The 17552-nt window shown below is 66.3% G+C and carries 14 protein-coding genes and 2 tRNA genes; 6 read left to right on the forward strand and 10 right to left on the reverse strand.

Features of this window, described 5'->3' with window-relative positions:
* Positions 1–36 precede the first annotated feature (36 nt).
* Positions 37–2127, reverse strand: coding sequence for a glutamine synthetase III (locus B5F70_RS05765; RefSeq protein ID WP_087204611.1), 2091 nt, complete (start codon positions 2125–2127; stop codon positions 37–39).
* A 260-nt stretch (positions 2128–2387) separates the two neighbouring features.
* On the opposite strand from B5F70_RS05765, the gene B5F70_RS05770 reads away from it, so the two are divergent.
* From B5F70_RS05770 to B5F70_RS05780, 3 genes are read left to right on the forward strand one after another with little or no spacing between them, the layout of a single operon-like run.
* Positions 2388–3266, forward strand: a complete 879-nt coding sequence (locus tag B5F70_RS05770; protein WP_087204612.1) for a methylenetetrahydrofolate reductase — start codon at positions 2388–2390, stop codon at positions 3264–3266.
* The gene (locus B5F70_RS05775) at positions 3266–4045 is read left to right on the forward strand and encodes a hypothetical protein (protein WP_087204613.1); all 780 of its coding nucleotides are present in this window, start codon (positions 3266–3268) and stop codon (positions 4043–4045) included. The genes B5F70_RS05770 and B5F70_RS05775 overlap by 1 nt, the downstream gene beginning before the upstream one ends.
* A gap of 23 nt (positions 4046–4068) precedes the next feature.
* On the forward strand, positions 4069–6507 hold the full coding sequence (locus tag B5F70_RS05780) for a homocysteine S-methyltransferase family protein (protein ID WP_087204614.1): 2439 nt from the start codon (positions 4069–4071) through the stop codon (positions 6505–6507).
* 20 nt (positions 6508–6527) lie between these two features.
* On the opposite strand, the gene B5F70_RS05785 is transcribed toward B5F70_RS05780, so the two are convergent.
* Positions 6528–9650 carry a BTAD domain-containing putative transcriptional regulator gene (locus B5F70_RS05785; RefSeq protein WP_158094943.1) on the reverse strand — a complete coding sequence of 1041 codons (3123 nt, stop codon included), beginning with the start codon at positions 9648–9650 and terminating at the stop codon, positions 6528–6530.
* Positions 9651–10058: 408 nt separating this feature from the next.
* On the opposite strand from B5F70_RS05785, the gene B5F70_RS05790 reads away from it, so the two are divergent.
* The 3 genes from B5F70_RS05790 (at position 10059) to B5F70_RS05800 (ending at position 10674) form a co-directional block, all read left to right on the forward strand.
* A tRNA-Leu gene (locus B5F70_RS05790) sits at positions 10059–10143 on the forward strand.
* Between the two features lie 56 nt (positions 10144–10199).
* Entirely contained in the window at positions 10200–10484 is a 285-nt protein-coding gene (locus B5F70_RS05795; RefSeq protein WP_087204616.1) for a PTS sugar transporter subunit IIB, read from the forward strand.
* Positions 10485–10587: 103 nt separating this feature from the next.
* Positions 10588–10674: transfer RNA gene (locus B5F70_RS05800), tRNA-Leu, on the forward strand.
* 149 nt (positions 10675–10823) lie between these two features.
* On the opposite strand, the gene B5F70_RS05805 is transcribed toward B5F70_RS05800, so the two are convergent.
* The 8 genes from B5F70_RS05805 to raiA all read right to left on the reverse strand — a co-directional run bounded on the left by B5F70_RS05805 (position 10824) and on the right by raiA (position 17489).
* On the reverse strand, positions 10824–11291 hold the full coding sequence (locus B5F70_RS05805; RefSeq protein ID WP_087204617.1) for a YhcH/YjgK/YiaL family protein: 468 nt from the start codon (positions 11289–11291) through the stop codon (positions 10824–10826).
* A gap of 14 nt (positions 11292–11305) precedes the next feature.
* Positions 11306–12463 carry a hypothetical protein gene (locus tag B5F70_RS05810; protein ID WP_087204618.1) on the reverse strand — a complete coding sequence of 386 codons (1158 nt, stop codon included), beginning with the start codon at positions 12461–12463 and terminating at the stop codon, positions 11306–11308.
* Between the two features lie 21 nt (positions 12464–12484).
* Positions 12485–13570: an isocitrate/isopropylmalate dehydrogenase family protein gene (locus B5F70_RS05815; RefSeq protein WP_087204619.1), complete on the reverse strand. Its 1086-nt coding sequence runs from the start codon at positions 13568–13570 to the stop codon at positions 12485–12487.
* 3 nt (positions 13571–13573) lie between these two features.
* Positions 13574–14272: a hypothetical protein gene (locus B5F70_RS05820; RefSeq protein WP_087204620.1), complete on the reverse strand. Its 699-nt coding sequence runs from the start codon at positions 14270–14272 to the stop codon at positions 13574–13576.
* A 5-nt stretch (positions 14273–14277) separates the two neighbouring features.
* Positions 14278–14745 (reverse strand): hypothetical protein, encoded by a 468-nt coding sequence (locus tag B5F70_RS05825; RefSeq protein ID WP_087204621.1) that lies wholly within the window; start codon positions 14743–14745, stop codon positions 14278–14280.
* Between the two features lie 3 nt (positions 14746–14748).
* Complete coding sequence (locus tag B5F70_RS05830) at positions 14749–15831, reverse strand: NAD(P)-dependent oxidoreductase (RefSeq protein WP_087204622.1); 1083 nt, start codon at positions 15829–15831, stop codon at positions 14749–14751.
* Positions 15832–15863: 32 nt separating this feature from the next.
* Entirely contained in the window at positions 15864–16814 is a 951-nt protein-coding gene (locus tag B5F70_RS05835) for a DegV family protein (protein ID WP_087204646.1), read from the reverse strand.
* Positions 16815–16904: 90 nt separating this feature from the next.
* Positions 16905–17489 (reverse strand): ribosome-associated translation inhibitor RaiA, encoded by a 585-nt coding sequence (gene raiA, locus B5F70_RS05840; protein ID WP_087204623.1) that lies wholly within the window; start codon positions 17487–17489, stop codon positions 16905–16907.
* Positions 17490–17552 lie beyond the last annotated feature (63 nt).

Below are 17552 nucleotides of genomic sequence, written 5' to 3' on the forward strand. Positions count from 1 at the left end.
CTATGCAGCGCGCCGTGTCCTAACAGCGGGCGCTGCCTACACGTAGAACAGGATGTCGTCGTAGGTCGGCACGGGCCAGTAGTCCTCAGCGACAATCTCCTCCATGGCGTCCACGGTCATGCGCAGTGCCTCCATAGCGGGCGCGACCTCGTGCGCGTAGCAGTTGGCCTGCTCCTGCGCATCCACGATGGCCTCGGCCTTGGTGTGCACCGAGACGAGCGCCGCTATGGCCTCGTTGATGTGCGTGATGCCGTCGCAAAGCGCGTTCAGCGTCTTCTGCTCCCACTCCATGGCGGCGTCGGCGCCCGCGGCGCGGATGGTCTCCAGACCCTTGGCAACCTTGGTGGCGTACGCGGTGATGACGGGGCGATACGTGCGGCGCGCCTCGCGTACCATGGTCGTCGCCTCGATGTTCATGAGCTTGTTGTACTTCTCGAGCTTCGCCTCGTAGCGGCTGAACGCCTCGGTCTCGCTGAGCACGCCCATCGACTCCCACAGGGCGACGTTTTTGGGCGCCACCATCGCGGGCAGGGCGTCGGCCGTCGTCCGCAGGTTCGCAAGGCCTCGGCGCGCCGCCTCGGCCTGCCACTCCTCCGAGTAGCCGTCACCCGAGAACAGGATGCGGCGGTGCTCGATAAGGCTCTTCTTGCAGTAGTCGAGCGCGGCGTCAACAAAGGCATCGGAGGGCGTCCCCTCGAGCGCGTCGGCGAAGTGCTTGAGTGCCTCGGCCACCGCCGTGTCGAGCACGAGGTTGCAGTCCGACGGGTTGGCCTCGGAGCCCACCGCGCGGAACTCGAACTTGTTGCCGGTGAAGGCGAAGGGGCTCGTGCGGTTGCGGTCCGTGTTGTCCTGCTGGAGCTTGGGCAGCACGTCGGCACCCAGGTCGAGCACGCCCTGTGTGGCGTGGACGCTCGCCTTGCCGTCCATGATCTTCTGCACGACCTCGGTCAGCTGGTCGCCCAAGAAGATGGAGACGATAGCGGGCGGCGCCTCGTCCGCACCCAAACGGTGATCGTTGCCGCAGGAGGCGACGGACATGCGCAGCAGATCCTGGTATTTGTCGACGGCCTCGATCACCGCCGTCAGAAAGACGACGAACTGCAGGTTCTCGAGCGGGGTGTCACCGGGATCGAGCAGGTTCTCGTCCTCCGTGGCAAGCGACCAGTTGTTGTGCTTGCCCGAGCCGTTGATGCCCTCAAACGGCTTCTCGTGCAGCAGGCAGACCAGGTCGTGGCGGCTCGCGATGAGCTTCATCTTCTCCATGATGAGGAGGTTGTTGTCGATGGCCTGGTTGAGGTCGGAGTACACCGGCGCAAGCTCGTGCTGGCAGGGGGCGACCTCGTTGTGCTTCGTCTTCGAGGGGATGCCGAGCGCCCAGAGCTCGTTGTCGAGGTCCTTCATGTACTTCGAGACCGAGGGGCGGATGGCGCCGAAGTAGTGCTCCTCGAGCTCCTGCCCCTTGCAGGGCGGCGCCCCGAAGAGCGTGCGCCCGCAGATCACGAGGTCGCGGCGGCGGCGATAGGCATCCTTTTTGATGAGGAAGTACTCCTGCTCGTCTCCCACGGAGGGCACGACGCGCTTCGGCGCCTTGCCAAAGAGGGCGAGCACGCGCTTCGCCTCGCGGTCGAGCACCGTCATCGAACGCAGGAGCGGCGTCTTCTTGTCGAGCGCCTCGCCGTTGTACGAGCAGAACGCCGTGGGGATGCACAGCACGTCGTCCTTGATGAAGGCCGGGCTCGTGGGGTCCCAGGCGGTGTAGCCGCGCGCCTCAAAGGTCGCGCGGAGGCCGCCGTTGGGGAAGGAGCTCGCGTCGGGCTCGCCCTTGATGAGCGCCTTGCCCGTAAACTTGGTGATGGCTGTGCCATCGCCCACCGGCTCCAAGAAGCTGTCGTGCTTCTCGCTCGTGATGCCCGACAGCGGCTGGAACCAGTGCGCGTAGTGCGTCGCACCGTGCTCGAGCGCCCACGTCTTCATGGCGTGCGCCACCGCGTTCGCCACGTCGAGGTCGAGCGGCTGGCCCTCCTCGATGGTGGCGAACAAGCGCTTCCATACATCCTTGGGGAGGTATTCCCTCATCACGCTCTCAGAGAAGACCAGCGTTCCGTAGCGCTCGGTCAAATTGGCCATCCCGGCCTCCCTTCGGTGGGTGCGCCCCGCAAGCAGGCGCCCTCGATCATGCAGCTCCCAACAGGGTAGCGCACCTGCGCGGCAGCGGGCAGAGCGTAAGGGAGGTTCATGCGCAAAATGCAATAAATCCGCCCATACGAGCCGCCCCTAGATTCCCAAACGGTTTCAGCGCTTCAGAACCGACGGCGCGTCGGCGCGCATGCGCTACCATGCATACGACCGATGAACGTCACGCAGCACCCTCAACCGAAAGGCACGCCATGCGCATCGACTCTCTTTTCGCCGCTGCCCGCGCGGCGGGGACCATCCCCGTCTCCTTTGAGATGTTTCCCCCCAAAGGCGAACTCACGCTCGAGCGGGCCCGCGCGGCGGCCGAGAAGCTCTGCGCGCTCAAGCCCGATTTTGTAAGCGTCACGTGCTCGGCGGGCGGCTCGGGCAACTCGAGCGCCACCGCCGACATCGCCCAGATGATCTCACGCGACTTTGGCACGAGCTCCGTCGCCCATCTCACCGGTATCGGCCTCACGCACGCGGGCCTCGCTGAGCGCATCGCCGCCTACCGGGCCGCCGGTGTGGAGAACGTGCTCGCGCTCCGCGGCGACCTCCCGCAGACGGGAGATGCGCCCTCGGGCGACTTCTCCTATGCCGCCGACATCATCCCCGCGCTCGTTGATGCCGGGTTCTGCGTGGGCGCCGCCGCCTACCCGGAGGGCCATATCGCTTGCGACAGCCTTGCCGAGAGCGTGCGTCACCTCAAGCTCAAGCAGGATGCCGGCGCCTCCTTTTTGGTCACCCAGCTCTTCTTTGACAACGACCTGTTCTACCGCTTCCGCGAGCTCGCCGACGCGGCGGGCATCACCGTCCCCATCACGTGCGGCATCATGCCCTTTATGAGCAAGCAGCAGGTGACGCGCATGGTCTTCATGTGCGGGGCGTCGCTGCCCTCGCCCGTCATCAAGCTCCTCGCCCGCTTCGAGGACGACCCGGACGGCCTTATGCGCGCGGGCATCGACTATGCCTGCGACCAGCTCGTCGACCTTGCCGAGCACGGCGTGGACGGCCTGCACGTCTACGCCATGAACCGCCCCTCGGTGGCGCGCGCCGCCATGCAGGCCTTAAGGGCGATAGGGCCGCTCTGATGACGGCGCCCTCTTCTACCGCTACCCCTTGGCGCGCGCTGGCGGGGCCCCTGCGCTATCGGCTTGGCCAGACGCTTCGCGTCGACCGTGCCGAGATGCTGCGCTATCTCGGCTACGCCGGCCAGGACATGGACGATGGCCTCGCCGCCCGCATCGAGCGCGTCACCCGCACCGTCGAGGACGAGAGCCAGGCGCGGGGCATCTGCCAGGTGTTCGGTGTCGAGAAGCGCCCGCATGCGCAGACGGGCGCCCCCTCCGTGCACCTCACGGGCACGGTCGTCGAGCTTACGGGCGGCTCCGTTCGCCGCCATCTGGACTGCGCCTGCGCCGCTGCGGTGCTCGCCGTCACCCTTGGGGCGGAAAACGAGCGGCGCCTCGGCACCCTCGCGCGCACCGACCCCCTCGAGGCGGCGCTCTACGACGCCGCCTCGTCCGCCCTCGTCGAAGCCGCGGCGGACGCCATCGACGCAGCGCTGGGGGCGGACGCTGGCGCGCTGGGCCTCACCCGCAACGGCCGCTTCTCCCCCGGCTACGGGGACTGCCCGCTCACCGCGCAGCGCCCCCTCGTCGACGCCCTCGACGCCACGCGCGCGATCGGTCTCACGGTTACCCCCACGGGCCTGCTCGTTCCGCAAAAAAGCATCACGGCGTTTATCGGCCTTTTCGACTGCGGGGGCGCGCCCCGGGACGCCGCGCGCACCTGCGCCCGGTGCGCCCTCATCAAAGATTGCTCCTTCCGCAAGCGCGGCGCGCGCTGCTATCGTAGAGCCGACGTGTAACGGCAGGCAGAAAGGACCCCCTTATGGAACGCACCTTGACCGACGCCCTCGCAGGGGACGCGCATCTCCTGTTTGACGGCGGCATGGGAACGATGCTGCAGGCTGCGGGCCTTGTTGCAGGAGAGGTGCCCGAGCTCTGGTGCCTCACGCACGCCGACGCCGTCACCGCCGTGCATCGCGCGTACGTGGAGGCGGGCAGCGACGTGGTGACCACCAACACCTTCGGCGCGAACCGCTTGAAGCTCGCCGGGGCCGCCGCCGTAGACGATGTCTTTGCCGCCGCCGTCGCCTGCGCACGCGCCGCGGGCGCCCGCTACGTCGCCGCGGACATAGGGCCCACCGGGGCGCTCCTTCGCCCGCTCGGCACGCTCTCGTTCGACGAGGCATACGATCTTTTTGCCGAGGAGGCGCGCGCCGCCGCGCGAGCGGGCGCCGACCTCTTCATCGTCGAGACCATGACCGACCTCGCCGAGGCAAAGGCGGCCTACCTCGCCTGCCGCGAGAACACCGACCTGCCCGTCATCGTGACCATGACGTTTGGGGAGGATGGGCGCACGTTTTTGGGCACGAGCCCCGAGATCGCCGCGGTGACCTTCGATGCCCTCGGCGCCGATGCCGTCGGCATCAACTGCTCGCTCGGCCCCTCCGAGCTGCTCCCGCTTGCGAAGCGCATGCGCGCCGTGACCGCCGAACCGCTCCTCGTTCAGGCGAACGCCGGGCTCCCCCATGTCGAGGGGGACGCCACTGTCTACGATATCGGACCCGAGGCCTATGCGGACGCTGTGCGCGCACTCGTGGACGCAGGGGTGGACCTTGTCGGCGGGTGCTGCGGGACCACCCCCGCCTACATCCGCCTTCTCGACCGCATTATCTCGAACAGGCGGCCGGCGACGCACACGGTCGAGCCCGCGCTCACGGTCACCAGCGCGCAGAACCTCGTCGCACTCCCCCAGGGGGCGGGGCGCATCGCCGTCATCGGGGAGCGCATCAACCCCACCGGCAAGAAACGCTTGCAAGAGGCGCTCGGCGCCGGGGAGATCGACTACGTGGTCTCGCTCGGCATCTCCCAGCAGGAGGAGGGGGCGGACATCCTCGACGTCAACATCGGCCTCCCGGGAATCGATGAGGCCGAGCTTCTGCCCCGTGTCGTCGAGGCGCTCTGCGGCAGCGTGTCGCTCCCCCTCATGCTCGATTCCTCCGATCCCCTCGCGCTCGAGGCTGCCTGCCGGCGCTATCCCGGCATCCCCATCATCAACTCCGTCAACGGAAGCCCCGAGAGCCTCGAGGCGATCCTGCCCATCGCCGCGCGCTACGGCGCCTGCCTCGTCGGCCTCACGCTCGATGAGCACGGCCTCCCCGCAACGGCGGAGGAGCGCCTCGCCATCGCCCGCCGCATCGTAGCGGCAGCCAAGGACGCCGGCATCGCCCCCGAGCGCCTCCTCATCGACTGCCTTGCCCTCACCGTCTCGACCGATCAGACGCAAGCGGGAGAGACGCTTGCCGCCATCGGCCGCGTCAAGCGCGAGCTCGGCACCTACACCACCCTCGGCGTCTCCAACGTGAGCTTCGGCCTGCCCGAGCGCCCGCTGCTCAACGCAACGTTTCTCGCGGCCGCCCTGGGCGCCGGGCTCGATGCCCCCATCCTCAACCCCGGCTCCGCGCGCTACCGCGACACCGTCAACGCCTATCGCGTGCTCAACGCCCAGGACGCAGGCTCCCGGCGCTTCATCGAGCGCTATGCGGACTGGACCGATCCCTATCGCGCCCATACTGCCCCCGCGCCCGCGAGCTCCGGCGAGGGTGCGCCCGCGCGGCGGGACACGGGAGCGCAGGTGCCCGCACCAGATGGATCCGCCCTGCAGCGTCTCGTCATCAGCGGCCGCAAAGGCGAGGTTGCCGCTTGCGTGCGGGAGCTCCTTGCCGCAACCGACCCCCTTGCCGTCATAAACGATGAGCTCATACCCGCCCTCGACGAGGTGGGCGCGCGCTTTGAGGCGGGGACGTACTTCTTGCCCCAGCTCATGGCCTCCGCCGAGGCGGCGGGCGCGGGTTTCGACGTCATCCGGGCCGCCCTGCCCGCCGACGCCGCTGCGAGCAAGGGCGCGCTCTGCCTTGCCACCGTTAAGGGCGACATCCACGATATCGGTAAGAACATCGTACGCATGCTGCTCGAGAACTACGGCTACCGCGTGTACGACCTGGGCCGCGACGTGGCGCCCGAGGACGTGCTCGCCTGCGTGCGCGCCCACGACCTCAAGCTCGTGGGCCTCTCCGCACTCATGACCACCACGGTCAAGAGCATGCAGGAGACCATCGAGCTCATCCATCGCGAGGAGCCCGAGGTGCGGGTCTTCGTCGGGGGAGCCGTGCTCACCGCTGCCTATGCGCGCGCAATCGGCGCGGATTTCTACGCCAAAGATGCCGCCGCCTCGGCCCGCATCGCCGAGCAGGTCCTGGGTTAGGAACGGCCCTCAGCAGCGCATCACCTCCTTTGCCGTGCGTGCTCGGCGCGCATCGATGCGTCGGCGCCCTCGCCCGCAACGATCCGGTCGTACAGAAGCCTCGTCTTGAGCTCGGGCGCGGCGCCCGAGCGCTTAAGACCCTCTTGGTGCCTATGGAAGAGCTCCACGATCTCACGGCGCCTGCCGCCCCGCTCGTACACCCGCATCGCCTGGCGCACCACGTCCTCGCGCATCGGCGCCTGCGAGAGCGCCGCCTCGACCATCCATGAGGCCGTGGGAAGGTCTTCCTCCTCGAGTGCCGCATCGATGCCGCGCAGCATGCAGTCGACGAACTTCGTCTGGTACGCCTCGCGCATCTGCGAGAAAAACGCTGCGCTCCCGGCATCGGGCATGTAGAGCGGGCCGCGGTACAGCTGCTCGATCTTGAGACAGCTGTCGATAATCTGCGGCACCGATATGCCCTTGCGCTTGAGGAGCACCTCGCGCGCAATCATGTCGAACCGCATGACGTCGGTTGTCACGTACTCCATATTGAAGGAGATGCCCTCACCTTGGACCAGCAGGTACTGCGGACCGTCTTTGGTCTGTCCCAGCGCGCGGCGCAGCACCGAGAGCGTCGAATACAGGCTGTTCCGCGCATGGTCGTAATCGGTTTTCGGCCAGAATTCCTTCTGCAACGACGCACGCGAGACGAAGGCGCCCGGAGAGAGCGCGAGACGCGCCGCAAGCGCACTGGTCTTGCGCCGCCGCCACAGAGAGCTTGTCAGCACATGGCCGTTCCGCTCGATTTTGATACCGCCGAACAGCCGGATGCTAATCTGCCCCACGACCACGCGCTCCGTCTCGCCCACTACCTCGAAGAGCCCTTGGGCGGCCTCCGTGCGGATGGGGCTGTTCTGGTAGCGCGGCTGCAGGTCCGGCGGAAGCAGGCGCACGATGGCGCCCGCGCGCTCGCCCAGCGCGTGCAGGGCAAGACGGGCGGCGGGGCGTATGCCCGCATCCATCAGCTCGCGTTTGTGCAGCGATGCCCATGCGGACAGCTCGGCATCGAAGCGCACCGCCGCCAGCGCGAGCGCCGTCGCCCACGCCTCGGACGGCTTGACCGTGCTCCTACCGAGGTCAATCACCTCCGCCTCCTCGCTCAAGGCCACCCGCGAGGTGTTGCAGATATGCGAGATCTTCTCTAACACGATAGCCTGGTTGCGGATGAAGGGCGTGCGCTGATCGGTGAGCTTGATGACCTGCTGCGCACGGAAGTGGGCGTTCACCATCTGCTCCATCCCGAGATACTGCCAACCCTCGAGCACGAGGCAGAGCAACTGCAGGGGCTGGTCGGATGTGCGGATTGCCATCGTGCCCGCATCGGCAAAGGCGCGCTCGTCCACCACGGGCTTCCCCGCATAGACACGCCTGAGCGAAACCACCAGGCGCACGAGCATGAGCACCGGGGCAAGACGGTCGGCGCGCAGCGCATCGAGCGCCTTCTCGAGCCTGGCGTCTCGCTCGTCGAGCTTCTCCGACCTGCCGGCCGCCACCTCCCCGATGAGCTCGGCGCACAGTGCGAACAGGTCGGCCACGGTGAGCGGCAGCTCTCGTCCGGCGTCGTCCTCGCTTGCTCCCCGCGCATCCCGCTCCTTGGTGTGCACCGGCTTTTCCTCCATGAAGGCGCGCAGCGCGACCGTGAAGGACCGGATCTTGCGCGCCGCATCGCTCGCGACGTTCTTGCCTCCCTTGAAGCGCATCGACGGCAAACCGATGCCCGGACAGGAAGCCCAGACGCCGCGAAGTGCGCAGGCGATACTCCAATCAGCCGCGGGTATCTCCTGCTCGACATCGTGCGCCCGCACCGCGAGCTCGGTTGCCAAGGCGCGCGCGGTCTTGAAATCACCCATGGTGAGCGCCGCTGCATAGCGCGCCAGCTGACAGCCGACTGAAGGAAGCTCCCCCGGACTGTGCAGCATCACCTCCTGGGCGATGCGCTCGACATAGGCCCCCTTGCCGGCAAGGGCGCACGCCGTGGGATGCCGCCCGATCTCCCTGAGGGCGTCTTCCGGTGAGAGCAGCTCCTCGGACAGCGCCATCGCCGCAGCCACCCGACCGGAGCGCATGAGCGCGCGCACCGCCTTACCGGGCAGTTCGGCAAACCGCTCGGCAATGAGCCGGTGCAGCGCCCCCTGCGATGCCGGTCGCCCCAAACACGCGAACGACCCTGTCGTCACGTCGATGCCGAACAGCGGGTAATCATGGAGGAAGCGCACGCGAGCCGCCTGCGAGACCTTGACACCGGACGCCTCGACCTCCGGGAGGGCACCGTCCCCCATGAGCAGAAGCATGCCCGCCGCCCGGAGGATATCAACCGGCCCCTCCTCGAGCTCGCGCCACATCGCGCGATACAGGTGCTCGGTATAGCGCTCGAGCGCCGAGGACGCCCCTGTACCTTCCACCACCGCCGACAGCGCCGCAACCAAGACCGGAACGCCCTGCGTCAGACGATAGACGTCCAAGTCTCCCGCTATCGAGAACGTCCTCATCCAGACGGCGTACTCGCGCGGTCGCACCTTGAGCGATTGGGCGCCGATCTTCTCCGCATCGCCGAGCGTCACCATGAGGTCCCGGTTGGCGGGCGTCGCCGTCATCACCACCTCGCAGCCCGCCCCGTGCAGAGCTCGCACGCCGCGCGCGAAGCGATCGAGCTCCTCGCGCGACCAAGCCGGAACGTTGTCGATGGCGACGAGGGGGTCGAGGCTCACCGGGAGCTCCTCGCGGCTCGCCTGCATCTGCGCAAGCACCTCGGCGCATGACAGCCCCGCCGCGTCGATCACGCGGGCCATCCCGCGCGAGGGATCGCTGCGCACTTCTTCGACATACTGAAGCAGCAGAGCCGTCTTACCGAAGCCTTCGGGCGCAACAAGGACCACTATGCCTGCAGACAGGACCTTCTTCGTGAGCTCTCGTAGAAGATCGGTTCGCTGCACCGTGAAGCTCTCGCCCATGGGTAGCCGCGGCGTCTTCGCCGGTGCCACGACCTCGGGGGCGCGTACGGGGGCCTCTTCGTCCTCACCTTGGGCGGGGGCACCATGTTCTTCCGTCGGCTTTTGTGCGAGAAGGGCCTCTCGACTTGTGTCAGCATCATGCGTTTTCATACGCTCCCATCCTTCCTTTTTCACACCGTAACCATGACGGCGGGAACGCTCGATGCGCATTTTTCGACTCAGGGAAATCCGGTCAGGTTTCCGTCAGATTGACTTCAGGTTTTTGTCAGACGCATTGCAACGGGCGTTCGTCATATCGTGCGCGCAATTCCCGACATGGCAGCGATGGGCGTCATTATCTGTGGGGGTGGAACATCTTTTTGGCAGCTATAGTTATCGTTTCGCCGAATATGCCAGTACGTTTACCGAACCTTTGTTGATTATTTACGCGACATCGGTATAAAAAACGCCGCATGTGGCAGAGCCCTCGTAAGACCACGGTCAGAGAAGCGTAAGTGAGCAGACGCTCCGGGCGTATCGCCTACGGGGTGGGGGCAATCTGGTAGACTAGGGCAACGTGGGGGCGTGGCGGAATTGGCATACGCAGGAGACTTAAAATCTTCGGCCGCAAGGATTGTGGGTTCGAGTCCCACCGCCCCTACCATCGTCTCCACGTCATGGGGACGTCAGATCATCTCTCTCCAAAGGGGGGCGTTTGTGATGAAGAAAATCGTGCTTGCCTGCGGCGCGGGCGTAGCGACATCGGCTGTGGTGGCCCAGAAGGTCTCCGCCCTGCTCGATGCCAACGGTATGGAGGGCGCCTACGAAATCGTGCAGTGCGCGCTCAACGAGGCAAAGGACGCGTGCGCCGACGCCGACCTTCTCATCGCCACCACCGTGGCGCCGGAAGGCCTTACCTGCCCGTATGTCAACGGCGTGCCGTTCCTGACCGGCATCGGCCGCCCTGCTGCCGAGCAGGAGGTTCTCGAGGCGCTCGGCTGCTAACGGCTGCTACCGTTGTCGACCCCTCGCGGGATGCAACTTTGTACTTGCATCCCGCGAGGGGCTAGGGTATGATGGTCCCTGCTTTTGGCGCAAGCTGAAAGACGCGGGCGTGGCGGAATTGGCAGACGCGTATGGTTCAGGTCCATATGGGGGCAACCCCGTGAAGGTTCAAGTCCTTTCGCCCGCACCATAAGATTTGGAAAGGCCCCAGGTATGGGGCCTTTTTACATTGCTTCGACCTCAGGGCTATCCGTGTGCGCGGTATAGGTAAAGAGGTATCGACGCGAGTCGATACCTCTTATTTCATCCTATGTGAATCGCTGCGACGAAACCCGACCGCTAAAACAGCTCGTCTACGATGAGCTTGAAGCAGATCTTGCGCACCGGCGCCGGACCGTCCGCGCCGTACAGCAGCGTGGGCTTATGCGGTTCGCCCGCCATAAAGAGAACGAAGGCACCGTGGTCTAGGTCGCCGCTGAGTGCATCTGCGCAATCCACGAGCTCGAAATCATCCGCCTCGTCATAGGCGGCGACCGGCGTCGTCTGCCCCGCTGCGACCTGAAACGCCTCCCTGCCCTCGACATCTACCTGCACGTCCATATAGCGGTAATGCGTCTCAAACGACGCATCCGCCGCGTCGCGCGTGGTAGCCTCCATCACGTTGGCGTACACGCGCTCGCCATCGATGGGGTGAGACCCGACCGGAAGCGTGCGGAAATCGTGGTCGCGGCTCCAATCGATGAGAACATCGAGGCTCCGGTAGAGCCCGCGATACCGCTCAAGATCTTTCCAAGTGCCGTAAATCATCGGGCGCCCCCTTCTTACTGAAACACGCCGAGCAGCGTCAGGTCGCACTGCGCGTAGAGGTTGTTGGCATAGGTGGTCCATGCCTGCTGCGCGGTGCTCGCCGTCTCGTAATACGCCTGATACGCAACGTAGAACGCCGCGGTCGCCTGGGCATAGGTAGCCGTCTGGCCGTCGAAGTCCGCCCCACCGATAGCCGCGTACATCGCCCCGTCGGTGCGCGCCCACGTGCCCGTGGAGCTATCCCACTCGTCCCCGAGCAGGTTGATGATATAGGTGGCGTACTCCGGCGAGCTCGTGCTCTCGTCACCGTTCTCGGGCGCGGTGGGCTGCGCGGGCATCGAGGCCGTATCGGTAGGTGCGATCTGCTCGTACAGCTTAGAGATCAGCACGTTCTCGCGCACGATCTCGCGCGCCTGCTCCTCGCTGATCTGATACTGCTCGGCGATCTCCGCAAAGTCGGACGTGCCGAGGGTCTCCTCGGCATGGCTCGCCAACTCGTCGTCGCTGGCCTCGATACCGCGGGCCTCCGCATCTGCGGTCAGGATACGGTTGCGCACCTCGGTCAGGATCACCTCGGCAGAGGGCACCGTATAGGAGCCGTCGTCGGTCTGGGCGGCATCGAGGCTGTACTGGCTCTCGATGGCCTCGCGCACGCTGATTGTGTGCTCGGCGCCGTTATAGGTGTACCGAGCCAGCGGGGTGTCGAGCTCGGCCTCGGTAACGGTCGCGCCCTCGACGGAGTGCGGCGCCAGACCACCGGACCCCACGACGTAGCCGAGAATCGCCGCCACGATGACCGCGATTACGGCACCGGCGACGAAAAGCGGCATGCGCGAGCGGCGGCGCGGGGCATCCGCACCCTCCTTCGGCTCGTCAGCGGAGGTGGCGCCGTCTGCATCGGGGTCCTCGTCCACAGAGGGTACCGGCGCTTGAGACGCCGCATCCTCCGCAGGCGCTTTGTCTTGCGATGCGTCAGCAGACCCTGCCTCCTCCTCTTGCGAGGCGTTCTCGCCGCTAAAGTGACGGCCGCGCGCGATGCTCTCGGCAGAAGGGCCCTCCACAAGGTCGACGTCGTTTTGAGGCAGGTCATCGGGCACGTCGGAACGCTCGATGATCTGGATGCCCTCGATCTCCTCGCGGTCCTCTTCGTTTCGCTTCTGAATGAAACCCATAGGGTGTTCTCCCTTCGCTTGCTAACCCAGATGCGCGATCACGGCATCGGCGAACGCGGCCGTGCCGACCGCACCCGCGGCCGCACCCGTCTGAGCGCGCCGCACATCAGCCGTCACCTGCGCACCCTCGCTGAGGACCGACACTACCGCCGCGCGCACACGGCCCGCAGCCTCGGTCTCGCCCAAGTGCTCGAGCATCAACGCGGCAGAAAGTATCTCCGCCGTGGGGTTGGCGATATCCTTTCCGGCGATATCGGGCGCCGAGCCGTGCGTCGCCTCGAACACCGCCAGCTCATCGCCGATGTTGGCGCCGGGCGCCATGCCCAACCCGCCCGTGAGGCCGGCGCAGAGGTCGGAGACGATATCGCCGTACAGGTTGGGCAGCACAAGCACATCGAACTGCCGCGGATCCTGCACGAGACCCATGCAGCAAGCGTCGACGATCTTGTCCTCGAAGGCGATGTCGGGATACGCGGCGGCAACCTCGCGCGCGACGCGCAAGAAGAGCCCGTCGGTAGCCTTCATGATGTTCGCCTTATGCACCGCCGTCACCTTGCGGCGCCCGGCACGGCGCGCGTACTCGAAGGCGTAGGTCACGATACGGCGCGAGCCCTCGGCAGAAATCGGTTTGATGGAGATGGCCGACCCGGGGCGAATCGCCCGCTGGCCCGAGCGCTCGACGATGCCCGCGAGCTCATCTACCTCGGGCGCCCCCGCCTCGAACTCGATACCCGCGTAGAGGTCCTCGGTGTTCTCGCGCACGATCACCAAGTCGACGTCACGGTAGCGCGAGCCGTCGCCCGGCAGCGACCGACACGGGCGCACGCAGGCATAGAGGTCGAACGCTTGGCGCAGCGCGACGTTGACGCTGCGAAACCCCGTTCCCACCGGCGTGGTGACCGGGCCCTTGATGGCGACGCCGTACGTCCGCACCGCCTCGAGCGTCTCGGGCGGCAGGGGCGTTGCGGCCCTCTCGATCTGAGCCGCGCCGGCCTCGGCAACATGCCAGGAGATGGAGACACCGGTAGCATCCACCACGCGGCGCATGGCCCGCGTGATCTCGGGACCGATGCCGTCACCGGGGATAAGGACCACGTCGTGACTCATGGGCTACTCCTCTTCGTCCTCTTCCTCGTCGTCCTTGGGCGTCACGCGGGCGCGCTTCTTAGGATCCTTGAGCTTGAAACGCTTGACGAGCATGTCGTAGATCTCGGCCGAGCGCGACTTGATGAAAGCGCCCTTGCCGTTCTGCGCGTCGAACTGCAGACGGCCGGCCAGCTCGTCGGCGACCTCGCCCGCGATCTTGCCCTCGGCAAACACCAGAAGGCATGCGAGCATGTCGCGGTACTCTAGGTCGCCGTGGTAGCACTGGATTGCCTCGTCCAGAATGGGCCAGACCTTCTTGGAGCGGCCGCGCTCCGAGGCCCCCCAGGTCACCAAAAAGTTGAAGGCGGAGAAGCGCAGCGTCGAGGACAGCTCGTCGAAGAGCGCGGCCTCCGCGCCCTCAAAGGCGGCGCCGACCTCCTTGGCATGCGTCGGCACCAAGCAGGTGAGGGCGTCGAGCACCTCCCAACGGGTCTGCGCCTCGGGGCGATAGAGCGCGTCGATGAGGGCATCGATGTGTCCCGCGATGAGCTCGGGCTCCTCTGCCGCCAGGTGCGACACCACGCGGGCGGCGAACTGGCGCTTGCGACGGCTTGCGCTCGCCAGGTCCTCCACCAGCGCGCCGAGCGCGTTCGCATCCTTCTCGACGCGCTCGAGCTCGGCGCGCTCCTCGTCGTTCATCTCTTCCATAATGGGCTGAGCCATGCTATCTACCTCTTGTTTCTCGAATGATTGTCTGTACGACGCGCCGTCTTGGGTGCGCGCCCGGCCGAAGGTTGGGCCCTGTCGCCCGAAACCGAGATGAGATCGGGCGCCTTCTCTCCGGTCTTGCGCCGCTTACGCGCCGCACGCGCCGCCGCCCCCGCCGCGCCTCGCTGACGCCGGTTGACGTCAAAGAAACGGTCGAGTAGCTTCCAAGGGCCCACCGACTCGCCAAAACCCATTTTGAGACCGGCGATGGCGCCCATCAGCAGCCCGAGCGGCGTGGCGTACAGGAGCGGGAAGAGCGTGAGCACCGCCGCCAGCACCACGCAGGCGATGATGGCGACGGCGTTGTAGAGCCAGTACGCCCCTGCGGAGAGGGCGCGCTCGCCCCAGTGGTTACCCACGATAAAGCCGAGGTACACACTGAAGACGAACAGCAGCGCGAAGCAGATGACGAAGGCGACGTCCCCCATCCGCTACTCCCCGTCGGCCCCGTGGCAGCAGCCCTCACCATGCTCATGGTGGTGGCCCGCCCCGTGGCAGCACTCATGGTCGTCGCCATGGTCGTGGCCGCACGTGCACTCGTGGCCGTCGCCGTGGTCGTGGCCGCAGCCGCACCCGTCCTCGTGCTCATGCTCCGCCGTGTAGAGCGACCAGTCCAGACCGGCGGCAACCGCCTCGGCCTCCTCCTGGTAGAGCAGGGTGATGGCCTGCGTGCCCAGCTCGGCGCCACCGATGGCGTCGAGCATGTCGTACAGGGTGAAGGCGACGTCGCACCCCGGCAGGGCGATGTCGCGCTCCTCGGCCTCTGCGAGGGCGAGCCCCAGATCCTTCATGAAATGGCGCACCTTGAAACCGGGCTTCCAATCGCCGTCGAGCGCCTTGGGGGCAAGCGAGGCGAGGACGCCCGTGGCACCGGTGCCGGAGAGAATCATCTCGCGCGTCTGGGCGAGGTCGAGCCCCTCCTGCTGCGCGAAGGAGAGGGCGTCCGCCATACCCACCATCGATGCCGCGAGCGACACCTGGTTGGCGAGCTTCGCGCTCTGGCCCTTACCCGCGCCGCCGAAGCAGAAGATCTTGCTCGTAAACGTCTCGAGGAGCGCGCGCACCGGCTCGATATCGCGCTCGGTGGCGCCCGCGATGGCCGTGAGCGTACCTGCGATGGCACCGGCCTCGCCGCCCGTTACGGGGCAGTCGAACGCCGTGCGCTCGCTCACCGCGGCGGCGCCCGCGATATCGCGCGCCAGCGACGGGGAGCTCGTGGTGAGATCGATCAGGATCGCGCCCGGCTTCGAGGAGGCCAGCAGGCCGTCGCCGGCAAGGTAGAGCTCCTCGACGTCCTCGGGGTATCCCACCATGGTAAAGACCACGTCCGCCCCGCGCACGGCGTCGGCGGCGGTCTCCGCCCACACGGCACCGCGCTCCAGCAGCGGCTGCGCCTTGGCGGCCGTGCGGTTGTACACGGTCACGGGATACCCGGCGTCCAAGATGTGCCCGGCGATGGGCGCACCCATGATGCCGGTACCGATGAACGCGACGGACTGCTTCTTATCTGCCATGACTGCTCCTTTGCAGGTTGGAATCGAGCGACTTACTTGCGAACGCGGCGGGCGATGCGGTCGGAGAGCGACACCTTCTCGGCGCGGTTCTTGCCCCAGAAGATGAGGGCGACCATACCCGGGCCCACATGCGCGCCGATGGTCGGTCCCACCGAGCCGCGGATGATGGTGAGGTCGGCGCAGCCCGGCTCCTTGCGGACCGCCGCCTCGACCCAATCGCCGTCTTTCTCGGCGTCTGCCGTCACGATGGTGAGCGGCAGCGCCGGATCGAGCACATAGTTTTCCTGGAACGCCTTGACGAGCGCCTTCAGGGCCTTCTTGCGGCCCCGGTTGACGCCCGTGAGCGAGAGCGAGCCCGCCAGGTCGAACGAGAGCGACGCCTTGACGTCGAGCTTGCTGGAGAGCTGCGCGGCAGCCGGCGGGATGCGCCCGCCCGCCGCGAGCGAATCGAGGCTGTCGAGCGTGAAGTAGCCGTGCACGTAGTGCTTCGCCTCGTTTGCCCAGTCCACAAGCTCGCGGGCAGAAAGACCCGCCGAGCGCTGGCGCACCGCCTCGAGCGCGAGCAGCTCGCCGCAGGCACACGGCAGGCAGTTGTCGACGATGTAGAGCTCGAAATCAGGATAGCTCGCGCGCACCTGCTCGGCAGCCTGGCACGCAAAATCGTAGCTGCCCGAGAGCGCGCTCGTGAAGCACAGGTAGACCGTCGGCGTGCCCTCTTTGGCGCACTCGGTGAAGAACTCGAGGTAGCGCCCGAGCGAGATGGCCGACGTGGACATCTTCACGCCCCCGCGGATCTCGTCGTAGAACTCCTTGGGCGTGATGGACGTCCAGATGTCGTCGGTCTTCTCTTCGCCGTCCACGATGTAGGGGAACCCGAGAATGTCGACGTCAAGCGTCGCGGCGATCTCGGGCGTGAGATCGGCGCACGTGTCGACCACGATGCGATAGCGGTTTGCATGGCCCGAAGAGGAAGGCTCAGCCATCTCCATACCCTTTCCTACATGAAAGGGCGGCCACCCGTACGGATGGCCGCCCATCACTTTACGCGTAACAGGCATCAATTTTACTCGCTTTTACGCCTCAAGCTCCTCAATCTTGGGCTTGATGATGCCATATCCACCGTTTTTGCGGTGATATACCACATTGATGAGACCGGTCGCGGCGTTCTCGAAGACGTAGAAGTCGTGACCGATGAGATCGGTCTGGACGAGGGCCTGCTCTTCGGTCATCGGGGTGATCTCGATGATCTTCTCGCGGACGAGCTGGTCGTCTTGATCGGCGGGGATGAGCAGGTCGGCAAGGTCCTCCACGCGCGCCTCCGGCGCCACCTCGGCCGCCGAGGGCCCCTGCTGCCGGTTGTCGATAACCTTGGTCTTGAACTTACGGAGCTGGCGGGTGACCTTGTCGGCCGCGAGATCGATGGCGGAGTACATATCGACCCCGTGCTCGGCGACGCGGATCACCGAGCCGCGGGCGCGGACCGTGACCTCGACGATCGCGGGCTCGGGGTTGGCGGGGTTCTTCTCGTACCTGAGCACGACATCGGCCGTCATGGGCTCGATATCGAAGACCTTGAGGGCTCCGCCGATCTTCTCATCAACATGTGCGCGCAGGGCATCGGTTACCGTGGTCTTGCGTCCCGATACGGTGATATCCATGAATGCTCCTGTTCTCCTCGGGGATAGGACTGGGTACTCACGTTGTACCCAAACCCGCGCGAG

This window comes from Collinsella sp. An268, assembly GCF_002159765.1.
Lineage (GTDB): Bacteria > Actinomycetota > Coriobacteriia > Coriobacteriales > Coriobacteriaceae > Coprousia.

Excerpts from the sequence above, each read along its gene's own strand:
- B5F70_RS05795 (WP_087204616.1), top strand. The coding sequence starts at position 10,200 with ATGAAGAAAATCGTGCTTGCCTGCGGCGCGGGCGTAGCGACATCGGCT.
- B5F70_RS05835 (WP_087204646.1), bottom strand. The coding sequence starts at position 16,814 with ATGGCTGAGCCTTCCTCTTCGGGCCATGCAAACCGCTATCGCATCGTG.
- B5F70_RS05825 (WP_087204621.1), bottom strand. The coding sequence starts at position 14,745 with ATGGGGGACGTCGCCTTCGTCATCTGCTTCGCGCTGCTGTTCGTCTTC.
- B5F70_RS05810 (WP_087204618.1), bottom strand. The coding sequence starts at position 12,463 with ATGGGTTTCATTCAGAAGCGAAACGAAGAGGACCGCGAGGAGATCGAG.
- B5F70_RS05815 (WP_087204619.1), bottom strand. The coding sequence starts at position 13,570 with ATGAGTCACGACGTGGTCCTTATCCCCGGTGACGGCATCGGTCCCGAG.
- B5F70_RS05805 (WP_087204617.1), bottom strand. The coding sequence starts at position 11,291 with ATGATTTACGGCACTTGGAAAGATCTTGAGCGGTATCGCGGGCTCTAC.
- B5F70_RS05830 (WP_087204622.1), bottom strand. The coding sequence starts at position 15,831 with ATGGCAGATAAGAAGCAGTCCGTCGCGTTCATCGGTACCGGCATCATG.
- raiA (WP_087204623.1), bottom strand. The coding sequence starts at position 17,489 with ATGGATATCACCGTATCGGGACGCAAGACCACGGTAACCGATGCCCTG.
- B5F70_RS05765 (WP_087204611.1), bottom strand. The coding sequence starts at position 2,127 with ATGGCCAATTTGACCGAGCGCTACGGAACGCTGGTCTTCTCTGAGAGC.
- B5F70_RS05775 (WP_087204613.1), top strand. The coding sequence starts at position 3,266 with ATGACGGCGCCCTCTTCTACCGCTACCCCTTGGCGCGCGCTGGCGGGG.
- B5F70_RS05820 (WP_087204620.1), bottom strand. The coding sequence starts at position 14,272 with ATGGCTCAGCCCATTATGGAAGAGATGAACGACGAGGAGCGCGCCGAG.
- B5F70_RS05780 (WP_087204614.1), top strand. The coding sequence starts at position 4,069 with ATGGAACGCACCTTGACCGACGCCCTCGCAGGGGACGCGCATCTCCTG.
- B5F70_RS05785 (WP_158094943.1), bottom strand. The coding sequence starts at position 9,650 with ATGAAAACGCATGATGCTGACACAAGTCGAGAGGCCCTTCTCGCACAA.
- B5F70_RS05770 (WP_087204612.1), top strand. The coding sequence starts at position 2,388 with ATGCGCATCGACTCTCTTTTCGCCGCTGCCCGCGCGGCGGGGACCATC.